24 protein-coding genes and 1 tRNA gene are annotated in these 24,863 nt (G+C 67.3%); 7 read left to right on the top strand and 18 right to left on the bottom strand.

Going from position 1 to position 24,863, the window contains the following annotated elements; translation table 11 throughout:
- Positions 1 to 5: 5 nt before the first annotated feature.
- The 3 genes from V5F84_RS19850 to argB form a co-directional block, all read right to left on the bottom strand.
- Complete coding sequence (locus V5F84_RS19850; RefSeq protein WP_394042005.1) at positions 6 to 1,253, bottom strand: GGDEF domain-containing protein; 1,248 nt, start codon at positions 1,251 to 1,253, stop codon at positions 6 to 8.
- Between the two features lie 58 nt (positions 1,254 to 1,311).
- Positions 1,312 to 2,031, bottom strand: coding sequence for a pyrimidine 5'-nucleotidase (locus tag V5F84_RS19845; RefSeq protein WP_394042006.1), 720 nt, complete (start codon positions 2,029 to 2,031; stop codon positions 1,312 to 1,314).
- A gap of 94 nt (positions 2,032 to 2,125) precedes the next feature.
- Positions 2,126 to 3,031, bottom strand: coding sequence for an acetylglutamate kinase (gene argB / locus V5F84_RS19840; protein WP_394042007.1), 906 nt, complete (start codon positions 3,029 to 3,031; stop codon positions 2,126 to 2,128).
- Positions 3,032 to 3,304: 273 nt separating this feature from the next.
- Between argB and V5F84_RS19835 the strand changes: the two genes are divergently transcribed.
- The 4 genes from V5F84_RS19835 (at position 3,305) to V5F84_RS19820 (ending at position 7,571) form a co-directional block, all read left to right on the top strand.
- On the top strand, positions 3,305 to 4,870 hold the full coding sequence (locus V5F84_RS19835; RefSeq protein ID WP_394042008.1) for a hypothetical protein: 1,566 nt from the start codon (positions 3,305 to 3,307) through the stop codon (positions 4,868 to 4,870).
- A 115-nt stretch (positions 4,871 to 4,985) separates the two neighbouring features.
- Complete coding sequence (locus V5F84_RS19830) at positions 4,986 to 6,116, top strand: alpha-D-ribose 1-methylphosphonate 5-triphosphate diphosphatase (RefSeq protein WP_394042009.1); 1,131 nt, start codon at positions 4,986 to 4,988, stop codon at positions 6,114 to 6,116.
- Between the two features lie 82 nt (positions 6,117 to 6,198).
- Entirely contained in the window at positions 6,199 to 6,921 is a 723-nt protein-coding gene (locus tag V5F84_RS19825) for a DUF1045 domain-containing protein (protein ID WP_394042010.1), read from the top strand.
- The gene (locus V5F84_RS19820) at positions 6,918 to 7,571 is read left to right on the top strand and encodes an LbetaH domain-containing protein (RefSeq protein WP_394042011.1); all 654 of its coding nucleotides are present in this window, start codon (positions 6,918 to 6,920) and stop codon (positions 7,569 to 7,571) included. The genes V5F84_RS19825 and V5F84_RS19820 overlap by 4 nt, the downstream gene beginning before the upstream one ends.
- A gap of 22 nt (positions 7,572 to 7,593) precedes the next feature.
- Here the strand turns inward: V5F84_RS19820 and V5F84_RS19815 are convergent, their stop codons facing one another.
- The 6 genes from V5F84_RS19815 to V5F84_RS19790 all read right to left on the bottom strand — a co-directional run bounded on the left by V5F84_RS19815 (position 7,594) and on the right by V5F84_RS19790 (position 11,503).
- Positions 7,594 to 8,034 carry an NfeD family protein gene (locus tag V5F84_RS19815; protein ID WP_394042012.1) on the bottom strand — a complete coding sequence of 147 codons (441 nt, stop codon included), beginning with the start codon at positions 8,032 to 8,034 and terminating at the stop codon, positions 7,594 to 7,596.
- Positions 8,035 to 8,040: 6 nt separating this feature from the next.
- Positions 8,041 to 9,024, bottom strand: a complete 984-nt coding sequence (locus V5F84_RS19810) for an SPFH domain-containing protein (protein WP_394042013.1) — start codon at positions 9,022 to 9,024, stop codon at positions 8,041 to 8,043.
- Positions 9,025 to 9,337: 313 nt separating this feature from the next.
- Entirely contained in the window at positions 9,338 to 10,411 is a 1,074-nt protein-coding gene (hemH, locus tag V5F84_RS19805; protein WP_394042014.1) for a ferrochelatase, read from the bottom strand.
- Between the two features lie 121 nt (positions 10,412 to 10,532).
- A complete protein-coding gene (gene hmuQ / locus V5F84_RS19800; RefSeq protein WP_394042015.1) occupies positions 10,533 to 10,856 on the bottom strand; it encodes a heme-degrading protein HmuQ in 324 nt (107 codons plus the stop codon).
- 173 nt (positions 10,857 to 11,029) lie between these two features.
- A tRNA-Val gene (locus tag V5F84_RS19795) sits at positions 11,030 to 11,104 on the bottom strand.
- A 72-nt stretch (positions 11,105 to 11,176) separates the two neighbouring features.
- The gene (locus tag V5F84_RS19790; protein ID WP_509277221.1) at positions 11,177 to 11,503 is read right to left on the bottom strand and encodes a response regulator; all 327 of its coding nucleotides are present in this window, start codon (positions 11,501 to 11,503) and stop codon (positions 11,177 to 11,179) included.
- Between the two features lie 213 nt (positions 11,504 to 11,716).
- Between V5F84_RS19790 and V5F84_RS19785 the strand changes: the two genes are divergently transcribed.
- Positions 11,717 to 12,607, top strand: coding sequence for an N-formylglutamate amidohydrolase (locus V5F84_RS19785; RefSeq protein ID WP_394042017.1), 891 nt, complete (start codon positions 11,717 to 11,719; stop codon positions 12,605 to 12,607).
- A gap of 1,141 nt (positions 12,608 to 13,748) precedes the next feature.
- Positions 13,749 to 14,531 carry a histidinol-phosphatase gene (hisN, locus tag V5F84_RS19780; protein ID WP_394042018.1) on the top strand — a complete coding sequence of 261 codons (783 nt, stop codon included), beginning with the start codon at positions 13,749 to 13,751 and terminating at the stop codon, positions 14,529 to 14,531.
- 6 nt (positions 14,532 to 14,537) lie between these two features.
- On the opposite strand, the gene V5F84_RS19775 is transcribed toward hisN, so the two are convergent.
- A complete protein-coding gene (locus V5F84_RS19775; protein WP_394042019.1) occupies positions 14,538 to 15,488 on the bottom strand; it encodes an alpha/beta fold hydrolase in 951 nt (316 codons plus the stop codon).
- Positions 15,489 to 15,612: 124 nt separating this feature from the next.
- Entirely contained in the window at positions 15,613 to 15,993 is a 381-nt protein-coding gene (locus tag V5F84_RS19770) for a hypothetical protein (RefSeq protein WP_394042020.1), read from the bottom strand.
- 251 nt (positions 15,994 to 16,244) lie between these two features.
- On the opposite strand from V5F84_RS19770, the gene V5F84_RS19765 reads away from it, so the two are divergent.
- Entirely contained in the window at positions 16,245 to 16,703 is a 459-nt protein-coding gene (locus V5F84_RS19765; RefSeq protein ID WP_394042021.1) for an Hsp20 family protein, read from the top strand.
- Positions 16,704 to 16,795: 92 nt separating this feature from the next.
- On the opposite strand, the gene V5F84_RS19760 is transcribed toward V5F84_RS19765, so the two are convergent.
- The 7 genes from V5F84_RS19760 to smc all read right to left on the bottom strand — a co-directional run bounded on the left by V5F84_RS19760 (position 16,796) and on the right by smc (position 24,789).
- Positions 16,796 to 18,070 (bottom strand): SGNH/GDSL hydrolase family protein, encoded by a 1,275-nt coding sequence (locus tag V5F84_RS19760; protein WP_394042022.1) that lies wholly within the window; start codon positions 18,068 to 18,070, stop codon positions 16,796 to 16,798.
- A 241-nt stretch (positions 18,071 to 18,311) separates the two neighbouring features.
- A complete protein-coding gene (locus tag V5F84_RS19755) occupies positions 18,312 to 18,803 on the bottom strand; it encodes a F0F1 ATP synthase subunit B family protein (RefSeq protein ID WP_394042023.1) in 492 nt (163 codons plus the stop codon).
- 83 nt (positions 18,804 to 18,886) lie between these two features.
- Entirely contained in the window at positions 18,887 to 19,588 is a 702-nt protein-coding gene (locus V5F84_RS19750; RefSeq protein WP_394042024.1) for a F0F1 ATP synthase subunit B, read from the bottom strand.
- A 72-nt stretch (positions 19,589 to 19,660) separates the two neighbouring features.
- Positions 19,661 to 19,888, bottom strand: a complete 228-nt coding sequence (locus V5F84_RS19745; RefSeq protein ID WP_348844428.1) for a F0F1 ATP synthase subunit C — start codon at positions 19,886 to 19,888, stop codon at positions 19,661 to 19,663.
- Positions 19,889 to 19,947: 59 nt separating this feature from the next.
- Complete coding sequence (locus V5F84_RS19740; protein WP_394042025.1) at positions 19,948 to 20,700, bottom strand: F0F1 ATP synthase subunit A; 753 nt, start codon at positions 20,698 to 20,700, stop codon at positions 19,948 to 19,950.
- An 85-nt stretch (positions 20,701 to 20,785) separates the two neighbouring features.
- Positions 20,786 to 21,172, bottom strand: a complete 387-nt coding sequence (locus V5F84_RS19735; RefSeq protein ID WP_394042026.1) for an AtpZ/AtpI family protein — start codon at positions 21,170 to 21,172, stop codon at positions 20,786 to 20,788.
- Positions 21,173 to 21,336: 164 nt separating this feature from the next.
- Positions 21,337 to 24,789, bottom strand: coding sequence for a chromosome segregation protein SMC (gene smc / locus V5F84_RS19730; protein ID WP_394042119.1), 3,453 nt, complete (start codon positions 24,787 to 24,789; stop codon positions 21,337 to 21,339).
- Positions 24,790 to 24,863 lie beyond the last annotated feature (74 nt).

The raw sequence follows: 24,863 nt of genomic DNA, 5'->3' as shown, positions 1-24,863 counted from the left end.
GGCGATCAGGACCGCAAGGTGGAATCGCCGATCACGATGCGGCTGCGGCCCCTGGCCTTGGCGAGGTACAGCGCCCGGTCCGCCCGCTCCAGCATGGCTTCGAGGTTCGGATCGTCGGGATTGCGCACCGCGATGCCGATGCTGGCCTGGACGTGGAAGGTGAGGTCGCCGCTGGTGATCGGCTCGGAGCGGATCGCGGCCATGAGGCGCTGGGCGATGCGCGCGCCATATTCCTTGTCCGCGCCGGGAAGCAGGATGGCGAATTCCTCCCCGCCCATGCGGGCGATGATGTCGTTCTGCCGCAGGATCGCGCGGCAGCGCGCCGCCACCTCCTTCAGCACGGTGTCGCCCGCGCCGTGGCCGAACTGGTCGTTGACCTTCTTGAAGCGGTCCATGTCCAGCATCAGCAGCGACAATTGCTGGCCGGAGAGTTCGGCCAGCTTGAATTCGGACCGCCCGGCTTCGAAGAACCGGCGGCGGTTGTAGGTATCCGTCAGCGCATCCGTGCCGGCGAGGCGGCGGAATTCCTCTTCCAGCCGGCGCCGCTCGGTCACATCCCAGAACACCACCACATAGGTGTCGCCGATGATGCGGAAGCGGAACTGGATGATGCGCCTGGCGCCGTCCCGGCACACCACCTCCCATTCGGTGCGCTGCACGCTGTCCTGGTCCGCGCGCGCGGCCTGGATCAGGCGCTGCCATTCCTCGATGACGCGGCCGCGCACCTCCGCGTCGGGGAAGGCCTTGTCCCACCAGGCGTCGTGATGCGGGCGCAGGGGCGTGTCGTCGTACAGGAACAGCTCGTCGGAGACGTGGTTCGCGTACAATTCGTTGAAGCCGCTGTCATAGATCTCCACCCCCACGGGCAGCCGCTCCACCACGGTCTGAAGCAGGCGCGACCAGTCCACCACCGGTGGCTGGGGGTACAGGTCGGCCGCATGCAGCGCCAGGGTGAGGACCGTGACATCGGTCTCGCCCGGCGGCCGCGCGAAGCGGAAGCCGAGCTTCGCCGGGCCTGTGGACAGCACGCAGTCGAGCACCAGTTCGTCCGCCGGCAGGCTCTGGTCGAGGAAGGCGCCAAGGCGACAGGCGGCGAAGTCGCCGATCAAGCCGGACAGAAGCTGCCCCTTTGGATCGCTTCCGAGCAGCGCCGCGGCGGCGGCATTGGCATGCAGCACGCGAGGGCGCGTTCCGCCGATCACCAGCACAGGCGCATGGACCAATCCTATCCAGTTGGCGGCTTTGATCGGCATGATGGTCGGCAGCAATTGGAGGCGCGCGGTCGGTGGGTACAGGTCCCGGCCGGTGAATTCAACCGTTCATTGTAAGTTCTGGAAACACAGTCCGTTCCAGGAAGCCCGCGAGGTCCTCGGTGATAAAATCAACATAAGCGGATTCGCGGCCCTCGAACTCCCAGGTCTCCCGGGCCGCGATCTGCTCGCCGGGCGGCACCACGAGGGTGGTCACCATGCCGATCCGGTGCGGCACCTCCAGGTTGCGGGCGAGATCCTCGAACATGGCGGCGCGGGTGGGATCGACGCCGTGGGCGCGCAGGAAGCGCTGATAGGCCTCCTCGGTCGGCTTGGGATGGAATTCCGCCGCCACGATGTCGTGCACCGCCGCGAAATGCCCGCCGAGCCCGAGCTTCTCCAGCACGTTGCGGGCATGCTGCTCCGAGCCATTGGTATAGACGAGCTTGACGCCCGGCAGCGCCTCGATGGCGGCGGCGAGGCGGGGGGAATGCTCCAGCTCCGACAGGTCGAGATCGTGCACATGGGCGAGGAAGGCGCCCGCATCCACCCCGTGCTCGATCATCAGCCCGCGCAGCGAGGTGCCGTATCGGCGGTAATAGTCTTTCTGCACCACGAAGGCTTCCTCGTGGCTGATGTTGAGCAGACGCGCCACATAATCGCGCATGCGCGCATCGAGCTGAGTCCACAGGTCAAGGTGGGCGGGATAGAGGGTATTGTCGAGATCGAAGACCCAGGTCTCCACTTCCTCGAAGGAACGCGACGGCGTTGCTGACGACATGGGACGCCTCTTTGATCCAATTCCGCCGGATGTACCTAATTTGTTCTGCCAACATCTCGACCCCGGCCGCGCGGCCGGGGTCGAGCGCGCGAATTCAGCGGGTGATCAGGGTGCCCGCGCCGTGATCGGTCAGCAGTTCCAGCAGCACGGCGTGCGGCACCTTGCCGTCCAGGATAACGACACCCTCGACACCCTGTTCCAGGGCATAGATGCAGGTTTCCACTTTCGGAATCATGCCGCCGGAGACCGTGCCGTCGGCGATCAGCTCCTTGGCCTCCGCGATGGTGAGGCGGGGGATGAGCTGCTTGTCCTTGTCCAGCACGCCGGGCACGTCGGTGAGCATCAGCAGCCGCTTGGCGCCGAGCGCGCCGGCGATGGCGCCGGCGAAGGTGTCGGCGTTCACATTATAGGTGCCGCCGTCGAGCGCGGCGGCCACCGGCGCCAGCACCGGAATGAGCTCGCGGCCGAGGATCTGGTCGAGCACCATGGTGTCCACCTGGTCCGGCTCGCCGACGAAGCCGAGGTCCACCACCTTCTCGATATTGCTGCCGGGATCGACCACCACGCGGCTCGCCTTCTTGGCCAGCACCATGTTGCCGTCCTTGCCGCACAGGCCGATGGCCTTGCCGCCGGCCTCATTGATGAAGCCCACGATCTGCTTGTTGATGGAGCCCGCCAGCACCATCTCGACGATTTCCACCGTCGCCTTGTCGGTGATGCGCAGGCCGCCGGCGAATTCGCTCTTGATGCCGAGCTTGGTGAGCATGGCGCCGATCTGCGGGCCGCCGCCGTGCACCACCACCGGGTTCACGCCCGCCTGTTCCAGCAGCACGATATCTTCGGCGAAATTGCGCGCCACGGCCTCGTCGCCCATGGCGTGGCCGCCGTACTTCACGACGATGATCGCATCGTCATAGCGCTGCATGTGGGGGAGGGCCTTGGCGAGCACCTCGGCTTGCAATCTTCCTTCCGCCAGCTCGGCGGGTTCCTGCACGCTCATCGGCTCGGCCTCTCACGTCATGGGGCTTGGGGCGGCGCCGTTCTAGAGCATGTGGAGGCAAAGTCGAACGGTTTTTAAACCGCGCCGCCCCGCGACGGGCCACCAGGGCCAGGAAAACCTTGCCAGGTCACAAAACGGCGATTTGGAACCGCTACAGGGAAAGGCGGGGAAACCCCCGCGGGCTGGTCATGTATCCAACACATTTCCCGCCCTAACCGTGCTAAGCGCGGGGCGGCGCTTTTCCTTCCGCCCGCCTTCCCTTAGGATAAGTTGATGCCGACTTCACGCCAACATGCGAGACGCGCGCTCGATTTGCGGCCCCGCTACATCGCGCTGCTCTTCGTTATCTGCCTTGTCATGGTGGCGATCCCGATCCTGACGCATCCGATTCCGCCGCTGTCGGATTATGTGAACCATCTCGCCCGCATGCATGTGATCGCCTCGGTGCCGGGCGATCCTGATCTTTCCCGCTTCTATTTCATCGAATGGAGCGTGATCCCCAATCTGATGGTGGATCTGGTGGTGCCGATCTTCGCGCGCGTGATGAACGTCTATGCGGCGGGCGAGGTGTTCACGCTGGCCACCTTCGCGCTGATCGCCTTCGGCACCATGCTGCTGCATCGCGCCCTGTTCGGCTCCTGGTCGGTGATCGCGCTGCTCGCCTTCCCGCTGCTGTACAACAGCGTGTTCCTGGTCGGCGTGATGAACTACATCTTCGGCATCGGCCTCTCGCTGGTGGCGCTTTCCTGCTGGGTGCTGCTGCGCGACAAGGCGTGGCCCTGGCGCTATCTCGTCTCCTGCCTGTTCGTGCTGGCGCTGTTCTTCTGCCATCTGGTGGCGACCGGCATCTATGGCATCGGCATCCTGTCGTACGAACTCTATCGCCTGTGGCAGCGCGCCGACGGGCCGTTGCGCCTGCGCCTCGTCCGGTTCGTCACCGCCGGCTTCCCGTTCGCGCTGACCGTGCCGCTGATGCTGGCGAGCCCCACGCTCAAGCTCGCGGGCCAGGACTGGTGGGAGCCGCGCGGCAAGATCGACGGCGTCGAGATGGTCGTGAACGTCTATTACGACTATGTCGCCTTCACCCTCACCGGCATCGTGCTGCTGGCCGCCCTGTGGGCGGTGCGCCATCGCCTGATCCGCCTGCACCCGGTCATCACGCCGCTGCTGATCGTCAGCGGGGCGATCTATCTGGCGCTGCCGCGCACCTTCTTCGCCACCTACATGGCGGACCAGCGCATTCCCATCGCCATCGCCTTCATGGTGATCGCCTGCATCCAGGTGGATTTGCGCCATCGCCTCGCCCGGCGCGGCTTCGCCGTGGTGCTGCTGCTGCTGCTGGCGGTGCGGGTCGGCGAAGTGCAGCTGGTGTGGGACCGCCTGTCGCAATGGACCGTGGCGTTCCGCGGCTCGGTGGAGCAGATCAAGCGCGGCTCGAAGGTGCTGGTCGCCTATGCCGATCCCATGGGCGGCTACGACGTGCGCGACCTCGGCCTCGTGCATGCGGCCTGCCTGGCCATGATCGAGAAATCCGCGCTCGTCACGACCGCCTTCACCGTGCCCGGCAAGCAGATCCTGCGGGTGAAGCCTCCGTACAAGGACTGGGTGGATACGGAGGACGGCACCCCGCCGACCCTCGAGCAGATGCTGCTCTCCTCCGAGGAACCCACCGCGGACGGCCCGCGCTATTGGGACCTGTGGCCAAAGCATTTCGACTATGTCTATCTGCTGTTCACCGAGCCCAACGACAAGAATCCCGATCCCGACGAGATGAAGCTGATCTACAGCGGCGATCGCTTCCAGCTCTACCAGGTCATCAAGACCAAGCCGGAATCCTGATTGCGGGTCACCGCGCCGTCATCCATCTATGACAGACGATTCCGGCAACAGGGCGCGGCCGCCCGCGCGGCGGGCCGCGCCGCGCCATCGAAAGCAGGGCCATCGAAAGGCTGTGATGGAGACCATTCTGACCCATGCGCTCCTCGTGTTCGAGGACCGCATCGCCCCCGGAACCCTGGTGGTGCGCGACGGGCGCATCCATGACGTGGGCGAGGGGCGCTCCCAGCTTCCGGCGGCGCAGGATTGCGGCGGCGACTTCATCGCCCCCGGCCTGATCGATCTGCATACCGACGCGCTGGAAGGCCATTTCGTGCCGCGCCCGAAGGTGATCTGGCCGGACCCGCGCGCCGCCGCCCTCGCCCATGACGGGCAGACCGTCGCCTCGGGCATCACCACGGTGTTCGACGCCATTTGCGCCGGCGGGTTCGACCAGGCGAAATCCGTGCGCCGCGAACTGTTCACCGTGATGCTGGAGGCGGTGGAGCAGGGGGCGCCTTTGTTCCGCGCCGACCACCATATTCATCTGCGCTGCGAACTCACCGATCCGTCGGTGCTGGAGCTGGTGGAACCCCAGCTTGGCCGCGAACGGCTCTCGCTCGCCTCCCTCATGGACCACACGCCCGGCACCCGCCAATGGCGCAATGTGGAGCATCTGAAGACCTTCCTGTCCGGCATCGGCAAGAGCGCCGATGAGGTGGAGCAGGAGGTTCTGGAGCGCACCGAGCGCGGCCGCGCGGCGGTGGCGGAGAATCATTCCCGCCTGGCGGCGCTGCTGCGCGACACCGGGATCGTGCTGGCGAGCCATGACGATACCGTGCCCGCCCATGTGGCGATGGCGCAGGATGCCGGCTGCACCATCTCCGAGTTTCCCACCACGATGGAGGCGGCGCGCGCCGCCCATGCGGCGGGCCTGACCACCATCGGCGGGGCGCCCAATTTGGTGCGCGGCGGCTCCCATTCCGGCGGGGTGGCCATGAAGGATCTCGCGGCCGCCGGGCTGCTGGACGCGCTGGCCTCCGACTATGTGCCCGCGAGCCTGCTCCAGGGCGCGCTGGCCCTCACCCGGCAGGGCATCGCGCTGCCGCAGGCCATGTCCCTGGTCACGTCGCGCCCGGCGCGCATGGCGGGCCTGGACGATCGCGGGCGGCTGGATGCGGGCCTGCGCGCCGATCTCCTGCGCTTCCGCCTCGACGGGGAGACGCCGGTGGTGCGCGAAGTGTTCGTCGAAGGCGCGCGGGTGTTCTAAAAAAGCGTGGTGCATCTTGCGCCGGGGCGCGCCGGCCTTAATTTGGCCCGCGCCCGCCGCGCCGGGTCTGAACGGGGGTCAAATGTCGCCGCGCTATGCCATTTATCTCGCGCCGCCCGCCGACAGCGCCCTGTGGGCCTTCGGCTCCGCCGTGCTCGGCTATGACGCCATCAGCGGCGCCGACCTCGAGCCGCCGGCGCTCGCCGGCTTCGATGCGGAAACCTGGCACGGCCTGACGACGGAACCGCGCGGCTATGGTTTCCACGGCACGCTGAAGGCGCCGTTTCGGCTCGCCGAGGGCGTGGACGAGGCCGACCTGCTCGCCGCCGTCGCCGCTTTCGCCACCGGCTATCGCCCGTTCGAGCTGCCGCCGCTGGAAGTGCAGCAGCTCGGCATGTTCGTGGCGCTGATGACGCCCACGCCGGTGCCGGCCCTGCTGGATCTGGCCGGCTGTGCGGTGGTGGAGCTGGACGGCCTGCGCGCCCCGCTCACGGAGCAGGAGGTGGCGCGGCGCCGGCCCGAGCGGCTCACCGCCCGCCAGCTGGAGCAGCTGCACCGCTACGGCTATCCCTTCGTGCTGGAGGATTTCCGCTTTCACATGACGCTCACGGACGCGCTGGACGAAGCCACCTGCGCCCATGCGCTCAATTCCTTGTGCGAGGCCTATGCCGCCAGCGGCGCCCATCTTCCGGTGTCGGTGGCCGAGATCGCCATCTATCGCCAGGCCGGGGCCGGCCAGCGCTTCCGGGCGCTCCACCGCGCGCCGCTGGGCGGGGTCGAAAAGACCCAGTACATCCCGGCATGAGCCCGCAGGCCCCGAAGAAGCTCGGCCTCGATCCCCTGATCCACGAGGGCGCGCAGGTGAAGGCCTCCACGCTCGGGCGCTATACCGAGGTGGGCGCGCGCACCAAGCTGCTCGAAGTGGCGATGGACGATTATTCCTACGTCGCCAATGACGCCGACATTGCTTATGCCCGCATCGGCAAATTCTGCTCCATCGCGGCGATGACGCGGCTCAATCCCGGCAATCATCCCATGTGGCGGGCGAGCCAGTCGCATTTCACCTATCGCGCCTCCGCCTATTTCGAGGATGCCGCCGACGAGGTCGATTTCTTCCAGTGGCGGCGCGACCATCATCTCCACATGGGGCATGACGTGTGGGTGGGGCACGGGGCGGTGATCCTGCCCGGCCGCACCATCGGCACCGGGGCCGTGATCGCGGCTGGCGCCGTGGTGAGCAAGGATGTGCCGCCCTATGCCATCGTCGCCGGCGTGCCCGCGCGCATCGTTAAATGGCGCTTTCCCGAGGACATCGCCGCGCGGCTCCAGGCGCTCGCCTGGTGGGACTGGCCCCACGCGGCCCTGCGCGCGGCGCTGGAGGATTTCCGCGGCCTCTCCATCGAGGCGTTCCTGGAGCGCTACGAGGCGGCGCCGGTGGACGAACCGCAGCCCTGACCGAAGATATCCCGAGCCGGCCTCAGGCCGGCTCCACCCGCAGCACCGGGCCGTCGGCGCCCACCACCTTCACCTGCGCGCCCACGGGCATGTCGGGGCCCTCCACCCGCCAGAGGGTGTCGTCGATGCGCACGCGGCCGGTGCCCTCGTGGATCGCCTGCTCCAGCGTGAAGACGCGCCCCACATAGCCTTCCGCCCGGCGGTTGAGGAACGGGCGGTCGCTCGCCTGGCCGGGCTTGGGGGTGATCTGCCGGGCGATCAGAACCGCCACCAGCGCCAAGCCGGCGAACACGACCACCTGGGTCTGCCAGGCGAGCACGACGAGCAGCGCCACGCCGCCGGTGGCGAGCGCGGCAAGGCCGAGCCAGAGCAGGAAGACGCCCGGCAGGAATACCTCGGCCAGCAGCAGCAGGCCGCCGATGACGAACCAGCTCCAGAGGGAGTGTTCGAGCAGTTCCCCCATGACGGCTCAGGCGCCCCGCACCGGGCCGGCGGCGGGGCCGGTGGGGCCCGCCCGGCGGATGGATTTCCCATCCTCCCCGCCGAACGCGCCGCGGGCGATCTCGCCGATGCCGGCGAGCGAAGAGAGCAGCGCCGTGCCCTCGTAGGGCATCAGCACCACCTTCTGGTTCGGCGCGCCGGCGAGGGTCTCGAACGCCTTCACATATTTTTCGGCGATATAATAATTCAGCGCCGCCGGATCGCCCGAGGCGACAGCGGCGGAGAGCATCTGCGTCGCCTTGGCGTCGGCCTCGGCAAGGCGCTCGCGCGCCTCGGCATCGCGGAACGCCGCTTCGCGCCGGCCTTCGGCTTGCAGGATCTGCCCCTGCTTCTCGCCTTCCGAGCGCAGGATTTCCGACTGGCGCTGGCCCTCCGCCTCCAGGATCACGGCGCGCTTCTCGCGCTCGGCCTTCATCTGCCGGCCCATGGCGGCGACGAGATCGGCGGGCGGGACGATGTCTTTGATCTCGATGCGGTTGATCTTCACGCCCCAGCTCGCAACCGCCGCATCCACGACCCGGAGCAGGCGCTCGTTGATCTCGTCGCGATGGGACAGCAATTGGTCGAGGTCCATGGACCCCATGACGGTTCGAATATTGGTCGTCGTCAGTGCGATGATGGATGTATCAAGAAGCGTGACCTCATAGCTCGCCTTGGCTGCATCGAACACCTGGTAGAACACCACCCCGTCCACGGAGACCGTGGCATTGTCCTTGGTGATGACTTCCTGGGTGGGCACATCATGGACCTGCTCCATGATGTTCACCTTCTTGCCGATGGTGTCGATGAAGGGAACGATCAGATTGAGGCCGGGATAGAGGGTGCGCGTATAGCGGCGGAACCGCTCGACCGTGAATTGGTAGCCCTGGGGCACGGTCTTCACGCCGGCGAAGACCACGGCGATGACCAGCACCAGAAAAACCAGCACGAACGCATTCAGTCCGAACGGCATGGCGTGTCTCCCGCGCAGCGCCGCGCTTCAGGGCGGCGGGGGGATATGGGCACGCCCATCGCCGTGCCGCAAGCGCGCGGTGGCGCGAGGCGGAACAAAGGACGATCCGAGCCGGCGCAGCGATTCGGACGCGGTTCGTTCCCCGGCCGTTCGGATCCTTCGGCGCGGCCGTCCCGCAGCGGGACGGGGCGCTGGGCGGGGAACGAAGCGTGTTTTTCCTGAAAGCCGCGATTCGCGCCCGGTTCGTTCCGGGCGCGTTCGCAATTGGGGCGCGGCCCGTCCCGTCGCGGGACAGGCAGTGCGGAGCACCCGCTCAGCCGGCGATCCAGCCCGACAATTCGCGCCGCACCACCGATTCGATCACCCGCATGCCCTCGGCGCTGTCGTTCAGGCACGGGATGGCGGCGAATTTCTCACCGCCATTGTGCTTGAAGATTTCGGCATTCTCGACGCCGATCTCCTCCAGCGTCTCCAGGCAATCGGCGGTGAAGCCGGGATTGACGATGGCAAGCCGCTTCACGCCGCTCTTGGCCAGGGCCTCCACGGTCTTGTCCGTATAGGGCTGGAGCCATTCCTCCGAGCCGAAGCGCGACTGGAAGGTGAGGCGGAATTTCTCCGGCGAGAAGCCGAGCCGCTCGCGCATCAGCCGGGCGGTCTTCACGCACTGGCAATGATAGGGATCGCCCTTGAGCAGATAGGATTTCGGCACGCCGTGGAACGAGGCGAGGATCACTTCCGGCTCGAAATCGAGCTTCGCCAGATGGCCTTCCAGGGCATGGCAGGCGGCCTCGATATAGATCGGGTCGTCATGCCAGGGCGGGGCGACGCGCAGGATCGGCTGCCAGCGCATGGTCTTGAGCTGGTCGAACGCCTTGTCGCACACGGTGGCCGTGGTGGCCGCGGCATATTGGGGATAGAGCGGCACAAGAAGAATACGCTCGCAGCCCGCCTTCTGGAGCGCCTCGATGCGCTCGCCGATGGGCGGCTTGCCGTAGCGCATGGCCCAGTCCACCAGGATGCGGCCGTCGGTATCCTTGAGGCTTGCGGCAAGCTTCTCCGCCTGGGAACGCGTGATGGTCTTCAGCGGACCCTCATTGCGCTCCTTGTTCCAGATGCTCTCGTAATCCTTGCCCTTCGGCCCGGGCCGCTTGGTGAGCACGATGGCGTTGAGGATGAACCACCACAAAGCGCGGTTCACCTCGATGACGCGCTTGTCCCAGAGGAATTCCTTCAGATAGGCGCGCATGGACCAATAATCGGTCGCTTCCGGCGTGCCGAGATTGACCAGCAGCACGCCGATGCGCCCGCAGGACACGGGCGGATGGTCCTTCGGGAAGTGGGTGGCATCGCCGAAGGGCGCGGCTGCGGGCGCGGGGGACGGGGTCATGGTCTCTCCTCTTGCGAGGCGAGATGAGGCTTTGCGGGCGCAAGGTCAATGCGAAACGCAGCCGCGTGGGGCGGCGGCCGCGTTCACCTTTGCGTCGGCGCGCCCGGCTACCGTCGGCGGATCACGCCGCGTTCGGCGGCAGCGAGAGCACGGATTCGAAGCCCTCGAATTCCGGCGGGCCGAGATAATTCACCTTGTTGGTGCCGGCGCTCGCATGGGCGGCACGGAAGGCTTCCGAGCGCGTCCAGCCCTCGAAATCCGCCTTCGAGGCCCAATGGGTGTGGGAGGCATAGAGGGTGTAATCCTCCTTCTGCGGCCCCTTGAGCAGGTTGAAGGCGATGAAGCCGGGCACGGTGGCGAGATGGCTGTCGCGCTCGCGCCAGACGCGCTCGAAGTCGGCCTCGGACCCCTGCTTCACCTTGAAGCGGTTCATGGCAATGTACATGCGTGTCTCCTGATCCCACCGCATCCGCCAACGCCCCCGCCTGCCGCGCGGCGAGGGGAGGGCCGGCATCCGCCGGCGGCGGACGCGTCAAGCTAGGGGAGAATGCAGCGGCGCGCGCGCGTGTCCAGCTGTCGCCGCGCAAATCAGAATGGCTATAATGAAAGGCTTCCGGATGGTGGGCGCGACAGGGATCGAACCTGTGACCCTCACGATGTCAACGTGATGCTCTCCCGCTGAGCTACGCGCCCATCCGTTGGAAGGAGGCCTCTATATCGGCAAGTTTTAGGCGATGCAAGGCGTCGGCGGCGGATATCCCCCGCTCACGCCGCGGCCAGCATTTTTCCCACTTCAAAAACGAGATCGCGCAGGTGGAACGGCTTGGACAGGACCTTGGCCTCGCGCGGCGCCTCCACATCGGCATTCAGCGCCACGGCGGCAAAGCCGGTGATGAACATGACCTTGAGATCGGGATCAAGCTCGGTGGCCCGCCGCGCAAGCTCGATGCCATCCATCTCGGGCATGACGATATCGGTGAGCAGCAGTTCGAACGGCTCTTCCCGCATGCGCTCATAGGCGGACAGGCCGTTGTCGAAAGAGGCCACCTGGTAGCCCGCGTTTTGCAGCGCCTTCACGAGGAAGCGGCGCATATCATTGTCGTCTTCGGCGAGCAGGATCTTCGACACGCCTTCGTCCCCTTGTTACATGTGCTGCGCCGTCGGCGTGCTGGCAGCAGCGTCCATGGCTTGTTTCGCGCATTCGGGTAAATTCGAAGTGAACCTTCTCGCCTCTTCCCAAAACACCGCCGCGCCGGGCATCATAATGCGGGCCGCCGGCTCACCAATCGATCTTTTGAGCCCGCGATGACAGCCTGCCTCGCCGATACCATCGATCCGGCCTTCGACATCCTGCTTCCCGAGGCGGTCGCGGCGCCGTTCGTGTTCAACTCGCCGCACAGCGGGCGAATCTATCCACGCGCCTTCATGGAGCAGACCCGGCTGGATTTCGACACTCTGCGCCGTTCGGAAGACAGTTTCGTGGACGAATTGTTCGCGGACGTGGTGTCCTCCGGCCTGCCGCTGATGCGGGCGCTGTTCCCACGCGCGTTCCTCGACCTCAACCGCGAGCCCTACGAACTCGACCCGCGCATGTTCGAAGGCCGCCTGCCGGCGTTCGCCAATACCCGTTCCCTGCGGGTGTCGGGCGGGCTCGGCACCATCGCGCGCGTGGTGGGCGAGGCCCAGGACATCTATTTTCGCCGTCTCACGGTGAGCGAGGGGCTGGAGCGCATCGAGACCTTCTACAAGCCCTATCATCAGGCCCTGCGGCGCCTCATCACCCGCACCCATCGCAGCTTCGGCGCGGTGGTGCTGGTGGATTGCCATTCCATGCCCTCGGGTCCGGGCCGGGAGGAAGGGGCGCGCGCCGATATCGTGCTCGGCGACCGCTATGCGACGAGCTGCGCCGGTTTCATTACGGACGCGCTGGAGCAGGAACTGGCCGGACGGGGCTATGTGGTGGTGCGGAACAAGCCTTATGCGGGCGGCTACATCACCGAACATTATGGAAATCCAGCCGCCGGCCTGCATGCCGTGCAGATCGAAATCAATCGCGGCCTCTATATGGACGAGGCGAACTACCAGCGCGGCGCGGATTTTTATCGTGTGCGGGCAGATCTTTGCGCCGCCATGGCGGGGCTTGTCGCGCGCACGGCGGAGGCGCTGACGGCGCCGCGGGCGGCGGCTGCCGAATAAGGCATAAAAAAGGTGCCTTGCGTTTTTCGAATGGCAGATATACGAATTTGCGCACGGGGCGATTTCGTAGAGAGATAGCCCTCGGAGACCGATTGCCTCGATGCAGCCGGCTCAAAAAGAAAGGGGCCGCCCGCAGAGCGAACGGCCCAAGTCTAGGGAGGAAACGCCCAAGGAGGGCAGCGACACAGCGACGCCAATCGCCATGTCGCAATGCAGCAATAGCCCATTGCGGTGCCAAAAATCAAGTGGTCCTTTGTCGCACTCTTGTATACCAGAGCAAGCCTTTGAATAATAAGGATTTCCGGTGTGCGCGCGGGTGCGGGGAGGGCGGATTTCCAAGCGGTCTCGGGCAAAATAATCGACTCAATCCCGCCAAAACGGCTCAAATCTCGCCAGTGCGGCGCACGCGTGTTATTTCGGCCACAGGCTGGGGGCCGAGAAAAAGAGGCATAGGGCCATTTTAAGGTTTCCTGTTACCGTTACAGGGGCCGCCGGCCGGAAATGCCCGGACATCGGACGCAGACGCAAGCGGGACACTTCCCGAACGCGGGTCTGCTCTGCGCATTTAAGAGGGGAAGACGGCCGCAAAGGCCGCAAAAGAAAGGGGCCGCTCACGAATATCGGAGCGGCCCAAGTCTAGGGAGGAAACGCCCAAGGAGGGCAGCGGCATCGCAGCAAGCAATACCGCGCCGCATCAATATGGGCCCCTTCCCCAGAAGCATCAAGTCGGCTCCCTGCTCATATTTTAAGCGTGCATAAAAACTAAACTTATATTTTATTTCAATATGTTACGCGATGTCGCCCAATGCTCGGGCGACTTTACGCACGGAAATGCCGCAGAATTCACCGTGCCTGCGGCGCCAGGGCCGGTCTTGGCGGCCCACTGAGTCTAATCCTTTCAACCGGCGGCTCGCCCCATCCGCCCGCCACGCCGCCAAGGTCAACCCGCATCCCGCAGGGGCAAGGCGCCGCAGTATTCGGCGGGCGCCGGCCGTCGAAGCCGCTGACCTCCTGTCCGCATCCGTGTCGCAGCACCCGCCTTGCCTGCGGGCGGTGCCGGGGGCGCAACGCGCCTTCTCCTAACGCGCCTTCTCCTGCGGCGCGAGTTGCTCTAAGCAAGGCGCGCCGCAGGAGGGCCGCCATGACTGCCGTCGCCATTGATGCCTTCGTTCATCAGCTCGCCACGGATTCGGGCCGCGCCATCCTGCCGTTCTTCCGCACCGCCATCGGCGTCGAGGACAAGAGCGGCGGCACGTCCTTCGATCCGGTGACAGAGGCCGATCGCGCCGCCGAGCAGGTGATGCGCCGCCTGATCAACGCGCATTTTCCCAGCCACGGAATCATCGGCGAGGAATTCGCCAACGAGCGCACCGACGCCGCCTATGTGTGGGCCCTCGATCCCATCGACGGCACCAAATCCTTCATCGCCGGCCTTCCCGCCTGGGGCACGCTCATCGGCCTGCTGAAGCACGGCAAGCCGGTCTACGGCATGATGCACCAGCCCTTCATCCAGGAGCGGTTCTTCGGCGACGGCGCCTCGGCCCATTATCAGGGGCCGGCGGGTTCGCGGGTGCTCACGGCGCGCGATTGCGGGCGGCTGGAGGACGCCGTCCTTTTCACCACCAGCCCGCGCCTGATGAACGGCGCCGATCGCACGGCCTTCGAGCGGGTGGAGGAGAAGGTCCGCCTCTCGCGCTATGGCGGCGATTGCTATGCCTATTGCATGGTCGCGGCCGGCCTGGTGGACCTGGTCATCGAGACCGGCCTTCAGGACCATGACGTGATCGCGCTGGTGCCGATCATCGAGGGGGCGGGCGGCATCGTCACCAGTTGGGAAGGCAGCTCGCCGGTGGCCGGGGGGCGGGTGGTCGCGGCCGGCAGCGCGGCGGTTCACGCCCAGGCGCTCGCAATCCTCAACGGCTGAGGCGCCTCAATAGGGCGCGCTGCCCGGAATGAAGGCGTCGAATGCGGCCCAGAACTGGGCGCGGAAGATGTCGCGCTCCATCAGGATCTCATGCCGGCTGGCCGGCACCACCACCTGGGCGCCGGCGATGAGCCGCGCCGCCAGATGCTCGATGGCGGCGTTTGAGACGATCGAATCGGCCCCGGCGGCAACGATCAGGAGCGGCTGGCGGATGAGGCGCACGGTTTCCGGCGCCATCAGGTGCGCCATGGCATCATAGGCGGCGTTCATCCAGCCGATGGTGGGCGCGCCGAGTCCGAGCTGGGGATGAGCCTCGACTATCTCCGCCGCGCGGGCATAGCGCGCGGGATCGGAGGTGACGGGATTGCGCGCAAACGGGCCGGCGGTGCTGGCCGTGCTTCCGCCGCCGGGCACGAAGGCGCCGGCCAATCCCAGATGCGCCAGGAGCTTGGCCGTGGGCCGCAGCACCGAGGAAAAGGGCACCAGCTGCAATTCCACCATGGGCGCGGTGAGCACCGCCCGGTCGAACCAGCGGTGCCCGGCCAGAACCGCCTCCAGGAAGATCGCGCCGCCCATGGAATGGGCCAGGGCGAAATGGGGCGCCGGGCAATCGGGCAACAGCACGTCCCGCACGAAGGCCGCGAGATCGCGCTGATAATCGGCGAAGCTTGCCACATGGCCCTTGCGGGGATTGCGCAGCAGGCGTTCCGAGCCGCCCTGGCCGCGCCAGTCGAGGATCGCAACCGCAAAGCCGCGCGCACGCAGTTCGCGCACCACCTCGAAATATTTCTCGATGAACTCGGTGCGGCCGGCGAGGAGGGTCACGGTGCCGCGCCGTCCGGTGCCTTCCAGCGGGTCCCAGCGCGCGAAGCGGATGCGGATGGCATCCTCGCTCGTCACATGGCCGCTCACGGCGCCTTCCGGGACCGGGTTTGAAGCTGTCGGGTAGAGAGTCATGAAGCGCGCCGGCCCGAGAAACTGCACAGATGCGGGGCCGGGCTTCCCGCCCCTCCTGTCGGAACGGTGGGATGGCCGGCGTCTCAGTGCGATACACGCTCCTCGGGCGCGCGACAACGCATGCTCAATACCGCTTGTCGCCAAAGCCGATCACCACCACCCCGCTGATTTCGCCGGTGGCGGCATCCACCACCAGGCGAACGCGCTCGCGCCGCGGCCCCGTGGCTTCGCAGATCACATTGCCGCCCTTCTGGTGGACATCGGTGAAGTGGGAAAAGCCGCGCGCCCGCAGGCTGTCCAGCACCGCCGCGAGATTGGCCGGCTGCTTCTTCTGAGGCACCGGGCCGAGATAGGGGGCATAGGCCGGTGCGGTCGTCACGACGCCGGCTGCCGCGCCATCGCGAAACGGCGCGCCCAGGCTGAGCCCCATCACCTGCGCTTGCGCAGGGCATAGCGTGGCCATCACCAGCATGGCCATCATGCCCGGGGCAATAGGATGCCACATCCGCAAATCTCCCGGAGAGAGTGCGTGATCAAGGCCGGCGCCCCATTCCGACGTCGTGATTATAGACCGAATGGGTGAATGCGCGCCAACGAGGCTGTTCAGGTATTGTTCATCTGCGGCCGTCGTGCGAGCCGGCCCCTTGACGTGCAAAATGTGCCTTCCCACATGATTTGCAGCGCCGGTCATTGCGACGGCGCGTTTATCGGACCCGGCTTCGGCGGGTCCTGCATGTCGCTTGAGGAGGATATGCTATGCGTCTTGATCTTGCCCCCCTGTATCGCAACACCGTCGGTTTCGATCGCGTGTTCTCGCTTCTGGATGCCGCCGGCGGCGTCGAGGCGGCCCCCACCTATCCGCCGTACAATATCGAGCGGACCGGTGAGAATGACTATCGCATCACGGTCGCGGTCGCCGGCTTCACCCCGGCCGAACTCTCGATCGAGGTGAATGAGAACGTGCTCACCCTGCGTGGCGAAAAAGCCGCCGAGCAGACGGCGGAGAGCGCCCAGATGCTGTATCGCGGCATCGCGGCCCGCGCCTTCGCCCGCCGCTTCCAGCTCGCCGACCATGTGGAAGTGAAGGGCGCGAGCCTGGAGAACGGCCTGTTGCACGTGGAACTGGTGCGCAATATTCCCGAGGCAAAGAAGCCCCGGACCATTGCCATCAATTCGGCGGCGCCCACCCAGGTGCTCGAAGCCAAGGCGGCCTGATCGCCGAGGCCAGGAGTGGCGCCCCGGCGAGAGCCGGGCCTTCAGACGGCGTGCCGCAAGGCGCGCCGTTTTGCATGGTGGCGAGGCCCTTGTCAGGGCGGCGGAGCCTGGGCGGGATTGCGCTCGTCCATGGGAGATGCGGCGACCGGGGCCGACGTCGTCGTTGCCGCGCCGGGCGGCCAGGAATAATCGTCCGCGCGGCCGGGGACCGCGGGCAGGGGCGTGCCTTCCAGCAGGGCGCGCGCCGCTTCGTTCGGCTGGAGCTTCACCGGGATGGTCCCGGCATTCGGGCCCGCCGGCCCGCCCGCAAGCGTGCTGGCACCGCGTGCGATATCGCTGAGCGAGCGCGGGCCCGACGAACCGTCCTTGGCTGCGCCCTCGGGATCCTCGATTCGGGGCGCCTCGGTGAGGAAGCGGGTCAGATCCTTCTGGGTGAAGAAGGCGAGCTTTCGGGCGCCGGCACGGGTGAACCTGACCCCGTCATTGAATCGCAGCCGCCGCCGCTGCCCATCCACCGCCGCGCCGGAGGCGGCATATTTCCCGTCCTCGTCGACGAAGCCGTCCCAGACCGGGGCGAACACCACGCCGGCGCGCACGGCCTGTGCGCGCAGCACGTCGTTCAGCTTTTCGTAATCGGCAAAAACCGAGGGATTCTGCACGGGGGCGAGGCCGACCAGGATGATGTTCCCGGTGCGCGCGCGCAGGGCGGCGAGCACATCGGCGACCCGCTTGGCATAGAGTTCCTGCCAGCGATCCGTCAGCGGCTCCACCTTGGTGTCGCCATCGGCGATGGGTTGGAGATCGTTGGACCCGAGGGCCAGGACCACGCCGTTCGGGCGTGCGGCGCCGATGGCTTCCGGCCCGCGGGTCAGCCAATCGGTGCCGCTGGGCGCGGTGGGGGGAAGAAAGCCGCTCTCATCGTCGGTCACGCCGATCACGGCGGGGCTGCTGCGATCGGTGACATAGGCATCCGCCAGGCCTTGCGCGAGCTGGGCGGCGGCCCGGTCGCCGAGGACCAGTACGAATTTTGTCGGCGGCTGCTTCTTGCCGTCCACCGCATCGGCGAGGGAGGCGTGGACCACGCCTTCCGGCTCCGGCGGCGGGGCGACGCGCTTCGGGGCGGGCGGCTGGGCCGGGACGGTCTGGCGCGGCGGGGCGAACCATCCGCCGAAGAGGTTGAACGGCTGGGCGGCGCCGGCGCCCGGCACCGCCGCGGGTGGGCGCAGATCCTGCGCGGCAGCGCTGCCGGCACCGGCGAGGAGCGCAAGGCTCACGACCGCGATGGCCAGCGGGGCAAGAACCCACGCCGCCCAGACGGCAGGGCCGGGGCGGAGCGCATGCGCGACGTGCGGGTGCGAGCGTTTCATGTCCCAGCTTTGGCGCAGGAGGGCGGCTGTTTCAAGACCGGGATGCCGATGCTGCGCGCGCGCATCGTGTGAAACCGGCCGGTGCCAATAAAAAGGCCGCCCATGGAGGCGGCCGTTTCATGAGATCAAGGTCCCGCCCGGCAGGCGAACCTGGGGGCTTGGCTTGACGATGCCTCCGAAGATCCGAGGCCTCCGGAGATCCGAGGCCGGGTCCGCAAGACCCGTTACGCTTGCCGCCCGATCAGTTGAGCTTGGCCTTCACATCGGAAATCGCGCTGCCGATGAGCCGGTCGGCGAGGTTTCCGGTGACGCTGCCGGTCAGCAGGTGCTCGGCGGCCTTCACGGCGGCGTCGGCGGCGAAGGCCTTGACGTCGGCGACGGCCTGGCTTTCCGCCTGGGCGATCTTTTCTTCCGCCATGCGGGTGCGGCGGGCGATGAAATCTTCCAGCTTGGCCTTGGTCTCGGCGGCGAGGCGCTCGGCTTCGGCCTTGGCAGCGGTGACGATGGATTCGGCTTCCGCCTCGGCCTCGCGCTGCTTGCGCTTATATTCGGCCACCAGCTTCTGGGCTTCTTCCTTCAAGCGCCGCGCCTCGTCCAGTTCGGCGGCGATGCGGGTGCCGCGGCTGTCGAGCGCGCCCGCGATGCTGCGATGGACACCGGCATACAGCAGGATCGCCACGAAAACGACGAAGGCAATGGCGACCCAAAGCTCCGCGAGTTGCATCTCGTTCATGGCAGTCCTCGATCGCCCGTCGTCTCGATTTCAATCCCCTGAGGCGCCTGGCGCACCCCGGAGGCTCTTATGGGTTGCTTGGCTCAGGCGGCCTTGCGGCTGAGAACCTGATCCACCGCGTTTTCGGTGTCCTGCTGGGCGGGCGTGGTGCCGACCAGGGTGTTCACGATGGTCTGTGCCGTGTCCACCGCGATGCCGCGCACATGGGACAGGGCATTGGTCTTGGTGGCGGAGATGCGCGCCTCGGCTTCCTCGAGCTTCACCGTCAGGGCCGCTTCCAGGCTCTTGCGGTTGGTCTCGGTCTCGGCGTTGAGGCGGTTGCGGGCCTCGCCGGCAATGGCATTGGCCTTGCCGCGCGCTTCCGTCAGCGCCTTTTCATAGGCGATCTGCGCGGCTTCGCTCTCGGCGCGGCGCTGGGACGCCTCAGCCAGATCGCGGGCGATCCGGTCATGACGTTCCTCGAGAATCCGGCCGATCCGGGGCAAGGTGACCCGGCTCATCAGGAGATACAGGACGCCGAAGCTCACCGCCAGCCACGCCAGCTGCGAGCCGAAGGTCGCGGGATTGAACGGCGGGAACCCGCCCTTGTGCTCGCCGCTGCCGGCCGCCTCGCCGACGACTTCCGCCACATGGGCGCCGGTGGACGCGCCATGATCCTGCTGCGCCACGACGTTCCCGGCCGGGCCGGACGAAGGTTTCGCGCTGTCCGATGCCACCGCCGGAGCCGCCGCGAGGGCCAGTCCCATCAGTGCGGCTGCAACAGTCAGCTTCCATGTCTTGGTCATGGCTCGCCCGCCCGTTTCTTGTCCATCAGGCTCCGGGCGAAGGCCCGAAGCCGCATTTCTCTCGTTCGCGGATCAGGCGACGAAGAGCAGAACCAGCGCGACGACCAGCGAGAAGATGCCGAGACCTTCCGCGAGGGCGGCGCCGATGAAGGCGCGGGCGAACTGGCCGTCGGCGGCCGACGGGTTGCGCAGGGCGCCGGAGAGGAAGTTTCCGAAGATGTTACCGACGCCAATGCCGGCCAGGCCCATGCCCAGGCAGGCGATACCGGCGCCCAGGAACTTTGCAGCATCCGCTTCCATTGTTCTGCTCCTTGAAAAACACGCTTGGGTGGTATTCGGGTTGCGATGGCGCTCCGGGGTCAGTGACCCGGGTGGACCGCATCGTTGAGATAGATCGAGGTGAGGACCGCAAACACATAGGCTTGCAGCACCGCGACCAGAAGCTCGAGCGCGGTGAGCGCCACGATCATGAAGAAGGGCAGCGTCGCGCCGAACATGCCTGCAATGCCCGCCGAGGACAGGCCGACGACGAAGAAGGCGAACACCTTCAGCGCGATATGGCCGGCCAGCATGTTGGCGAACAGACGCAGCGACAGGCTGATGGGACGGGAAAGGAAGGACACCACCTCGATCAGCACGACGAACGGGAGCAGGAAGCTCGGCACGCCCGAGGGAACGAACAGGTGGAGGAAGTGGGTGCCGTGGCGCCAGAAGCCGTAGATCACCACCGTGCCGATCACCAGCAGCGCAAGGGCGGCCGTCACGATGATATGGGCGGTGATGGTGAAGGTGTAGGGCACGAGGCCGATCACGTTGGCGACGAACACGAACATGAACAGCGAGAACACCAGCGGGAAGAACACCATGCCTTCGTTGCCGGCGGAATCGCGCACCATCTTGGCGATGAATTCATAGCTCATCTCCGCCACCGACTGCATGCGGCCCGGCACCAGGGTGCGGCCGCGCGTGGCGAAGGTGAGGAACAGGAAGATCGCCCCGACGATGCCGATCATGAAGGCGGAGGCGTTGGTGAAGGAGAACGAGACGCCGCTGACCCTCAGCAGCTCTGCGTAACGTTGCACTTCAAACTGGTGGATCGGATCAATGTTCATCCGACTCGCCTCTGTTTCATGCGGCTCGCGAGAGCCGTGCCAAACCAACGGCTTGCGCCGCGAAAAACGATGCGACCCCCCAGGCTCACGCCTTCGGGCCGCTTTTTTTGCCGGTCTCGCCCGCCGCCCGCAGCATGTTCGTCACGCCGGCGCCGAAACCAACCAAAGTGAAAACAAGCATTCCCCAGGGCGCCACGTCGAAGACGTTGTCGATGCCCCAGCCAATGAGTGCCCCCACCAGAACCCCGGCAACGAACTCCGATCCCAAACGGAAGGCCATGGCCATTCCAGAGGATGTGGACGTATCGTTCCGTGAACCCGCCGGCAGCGATTGGTCTTTCGGCCGAGCCTTGTCAAGCGCGGCATTGAGCCGCTGAAGGCGCTCGGAGAGGGCAGAATCCGCCTCTTCGTTCGCCTGCTTTCCAGGTCGTCCGCCAGGTGTCCGATGATCGGAGCCCGAACCCTCCGGCATGCTGAAAACTCCGGCTTCGAAGGATGAAGGATCCGACGATCTCAGCACCGAAACCGCGCCGCACCATAGTTGCGCCAAAATAGGGTGTCAAGGCGCAGGTGACTATATATAAGTGATTGAAATATATTTAGAAAATCCGTTGTGCGACATCGTGGCCGACGCGTTCAACTCACCTCGCGTAACCTCTCGGCCGCCTGAAGATCCACCGAAACGAGCCGGGAAACCCCCCGCTCCGCCATTGTGACCCCGAACAATCGATCCATATGCGCCATGGAAATGGGATTATGGGTGATGACGAGAAAACGCGTGTCGGTGAGGCGCGTCATTTCGTCCATCAAGGCGCAGAACCGCTCCACATTGGCATCGTCCAGCGGCGCATCCACCTCGTCGAGCACGCAGATGGGCGCCGGATTCGTCAGGAACACGGCGAAGATCAGCGCCATGGCCGTCAGCGCCTGCTCGCCGCCCGAGAGCAGCGAGAGCGTCTGCGGCTTCTTGCCGGGCGGCTTGGCGATGATGTCGAGCCCGGCTTCCAGCGGGTCTTCCGCGTCGGTCAGCACCAATTGTGCCTCGCCGCCGCCGAACAGCGTGTCGAACAGCTTGCGGAAATGGCCGTCCACCACCGTGAAGGAGGCCTGGAGGCGTTCGCGCGCCTCGCGGTTCAGGCTCTGGATGCCGGCGCGCAGGCGCTTGATGGCCTCGATCAGATCGTCGCGTTCGCCCGCCAGAGTGCCGTGCTGCCCTTCGGCCTCCTGAAGCTCCAGCTCCGCCCGCAGGTTCACCGCGCCGAGCCGCTCGCGATCGCGGCGCGCCCGCTCCAGCGCGGCCTCGATGGCGCCGAGTTCCGGCAGGGGCGCGCCGGGCTCGAGGCCGGATTGCACGCGCGCGGTCTCCGGCGGGCCTTCGAGCGCGTCGGCAATCTCCCGCATGAGGTCGTCGCGGCGCTGGCGCAGGGCATCGAGCCGCGCTTCGGCGCGGGCATTCTCCTCGCGCGCGGCGGACATGGCCTCCAGCGTGTCGCGGGCGGCGCGGTCGGCGGCCGAAAGGGCGGCCTCGCCCTCCACCAGGCGATCGGCGGCGGCGCGGCGGGCGGCCTCGGCTTTTTCCAGCTCGCTCATGAGAATGCGGCGCTGGCGGCCGATCTCCGCTGGCGCTTCCTCGGTATCCTCCAGGGCCGCCTGCGCCTCCGCGCGCCGGGCTTCCAGGGCGGCGATTCGCTCTCCGGCGCCGCCGGCGCGCTGGTTCCAGGAGCGTTCCTCGGCGGCGATCGCTTCCAGCCGGCGCACACGGGCGGAGCGCTCGCGCAGCAAGGCGGCGTGGGCGGCGCGGGTCTCGGCGAGCGCGGCGCGGCCCTGGGCGGCCTGGGCGCGGGCCTGGGCGAGGGCGGCTTCCACCAGAGCGGGCGAATCGAGCGCCGCAAGGTCCGATTCGGCCCGGCGCTGGGCCTCTTCGGCTTCCGCGCGGGCGGCGGCGATTCGGGTGCGGGCTTCGCCGAGCGCGGAGAGGCGCGCCATGTGCTGGGCGGCCTTGCGCTCGGCGGCAGCTTCCGCCTCGCGCGCGAGATCGGCGGCGCGCTGGGCCGTGCGGCGCGCCTCGCGGGCCTGGGCTTCCTGAGCGGCGGCGGCCTTGAGGCGGGCTTCCTGGGCCGCGAGCGCCGCGCGGGCCTCATGGAGGGCGGCGCGCGCCTCCTCCACCTCGGCGCGCAGATCGGCGAGGCGGTTGCGCTCGGCGAGGCGGCGGGCGGCGGCGGTCGGGGCGTCGGCGGCGGCGAGAACGCCGTCCCAGCGCCACAAATCTCCTTCGCGGGAGACCAGCCGCTGGCCCGGCTTCAGCCGCTTCTGAAGCCCCGGTCCCTCCGTGCGCGCCACGATTCCCACCTGGGCGAGCCGGCGGGCGAGGGCCGGGGCGCCGCGCACATGGGCCGCCAGAGCTTCGGCCTCGCCCGGCAGGGCCGGGTCGAGCGCATCGAAATCGGTGCCCGCCCAACGCGCCGGAGCCTCGGCGGCCACCGGCAGGTCGAGATCGTCGCCGAGCGCCGCGCCGAGGGCGATTTCATAGCCCTTGTCCACCTGGAGGAGGTCGGCGACCGGAGGAAAACGCGCGTCGGAGGCTTGCAGCAGCTTTTCCAGCGTGCGCGCCTCGGCATCGAGCCGGCCAAACGCGCGCTCCGCATCGGCGGCGCCCGGGCGCAGCGCCTCCAGGGCGCGCCGTGCGTCCGCTTGCTCGGCCTCGGCTTCGAGCGTGCTTTCCTCCGCCGCCTCCAGGCGCTCGCGGGCGATCAGTGCCTCTTCGCGGCGGGCGTCCAGCATGTCGGCGCCGGACTCCTTCAATAGACGCTGCTCCTCCGCATCCACCGAGGCGCGCTCGGCGGCATTGCGCAGGAGGCGCGCGCGGATATCGCGCAAGGCGCCGTCCAGGGCGGAGCGGCGCGCGCCGAGGTCCGCGAAGCTGGCGGTCTGCGCCTCCAGCATCTCTTCCGCCTCGGCAAGGCGAGCCTCGGCCTCCGCCAGGGCCTCGGCGGCCTCGCTCTCCTGCATCGCGGCGTCGGCCTGGGCGTCCGCGAGCTCGGCGGCTTCCTCCGCGAGGCGGGCGAGCACGCCGGAGGCATCGGCGGACAGCGCGTCCTCACGCACCATGTCCTGCGTCAATTGGGCAAGGCGGCGCTCCAGATCCTGCCGACGAGCGGCGATGCGGCTTTCCTCCTTGTCCAGTTCGCCGAGCGCGAGCGTCAGGCGCTGGAGCGCGGCGGCGGCCTCCACGTCGGCCTGGCGCAGGGGGGGCAATTCATGGGCGGCGATGGCCTGGAGGCGGGCGGCTTCTGCCTGGGCGCGGGTGCGCTCGGCGCTTTCGCGCACCGCGGCTTCCTGCGCGCGCTCGCCCTCCGCCAGGGTGCGCACCAGTTCGCTCCAGCGCAGCCAGAACAAGGTCGCCTCGTTGCGGCGGATCTCCTCGGCCACGGCGCGATAGCGCACCGCCTGCTTGGATTGCCGGCGCAGGCTCTCCACCTGGGCCGACATCTGGGTGATGACATCGTCCAGGCGCAGCAAATTCTGCTCGGCGGCCTTGAGGCGCACCTCGGCTTCATGGCGGCGGGCATGGAGGCCGGCGACCCCGGCGGCCTCTTCGAGGATGCGGCGCCGGGCGGCGGGCTTGGCGCCGACGATCTCGCCGATCTGCCCCTGGCGCACCAGAGCCGGCGAGCGCGCGCCGGTGGAGGCATCCGCGAACAGCAGGTGCACGTCGCGGGCGCGCACGTCGCGGCCGTTGATTCGGTAGTGCGAGCCCTGGCCGCGGTCGATCTTGCGCACCACTTCCAGATGGTCGGCATCGTTGAAGCCGGCGGGCGCGGTGCGGTCGCTATTGTCGAGATGCAGCACCACTTCGGCGGTGTTGCGCGCCGGCCGGCCCGTGGTGCCGGAGAAGATGACATCGTCCATGTCATTGGCGCGAAACGCCTTGTGCGAGCTTTCGCCCATCACCCAGCGCATCGCCTCGACCAGATTGGACTTGCCGCAGCCGTTCGGTCCCACCACCCCGGTGAGGCCGGGCTCGATCAGCATGTCGGAGGGCTCGACGAAGGTCTTGAAGCCGACGAGCCGCAGGCGGGTGAATTTCATCAGGGCGGTTGTGCCAATCCCGGTGGTCTTGGTCAAACAGCGTGCCCGCCGCGCGGGCCGAGGGCAAGGCGCGT

Origin of the sequence: Roseixanthobacter liquoris (assembly GCF_043195135.2) — a bacterium.
Lineage (GTDB): Bacteria > Pseudomonadota > Alphaproteobacteria > Rhizobiales > Xanthobacteraceae > NCEH01.
The sequence above is the reverse complement of the archived record's forward strand: the minus strand, read 5'-3'. Positions and strand labels throughout refer to the sequence as shown.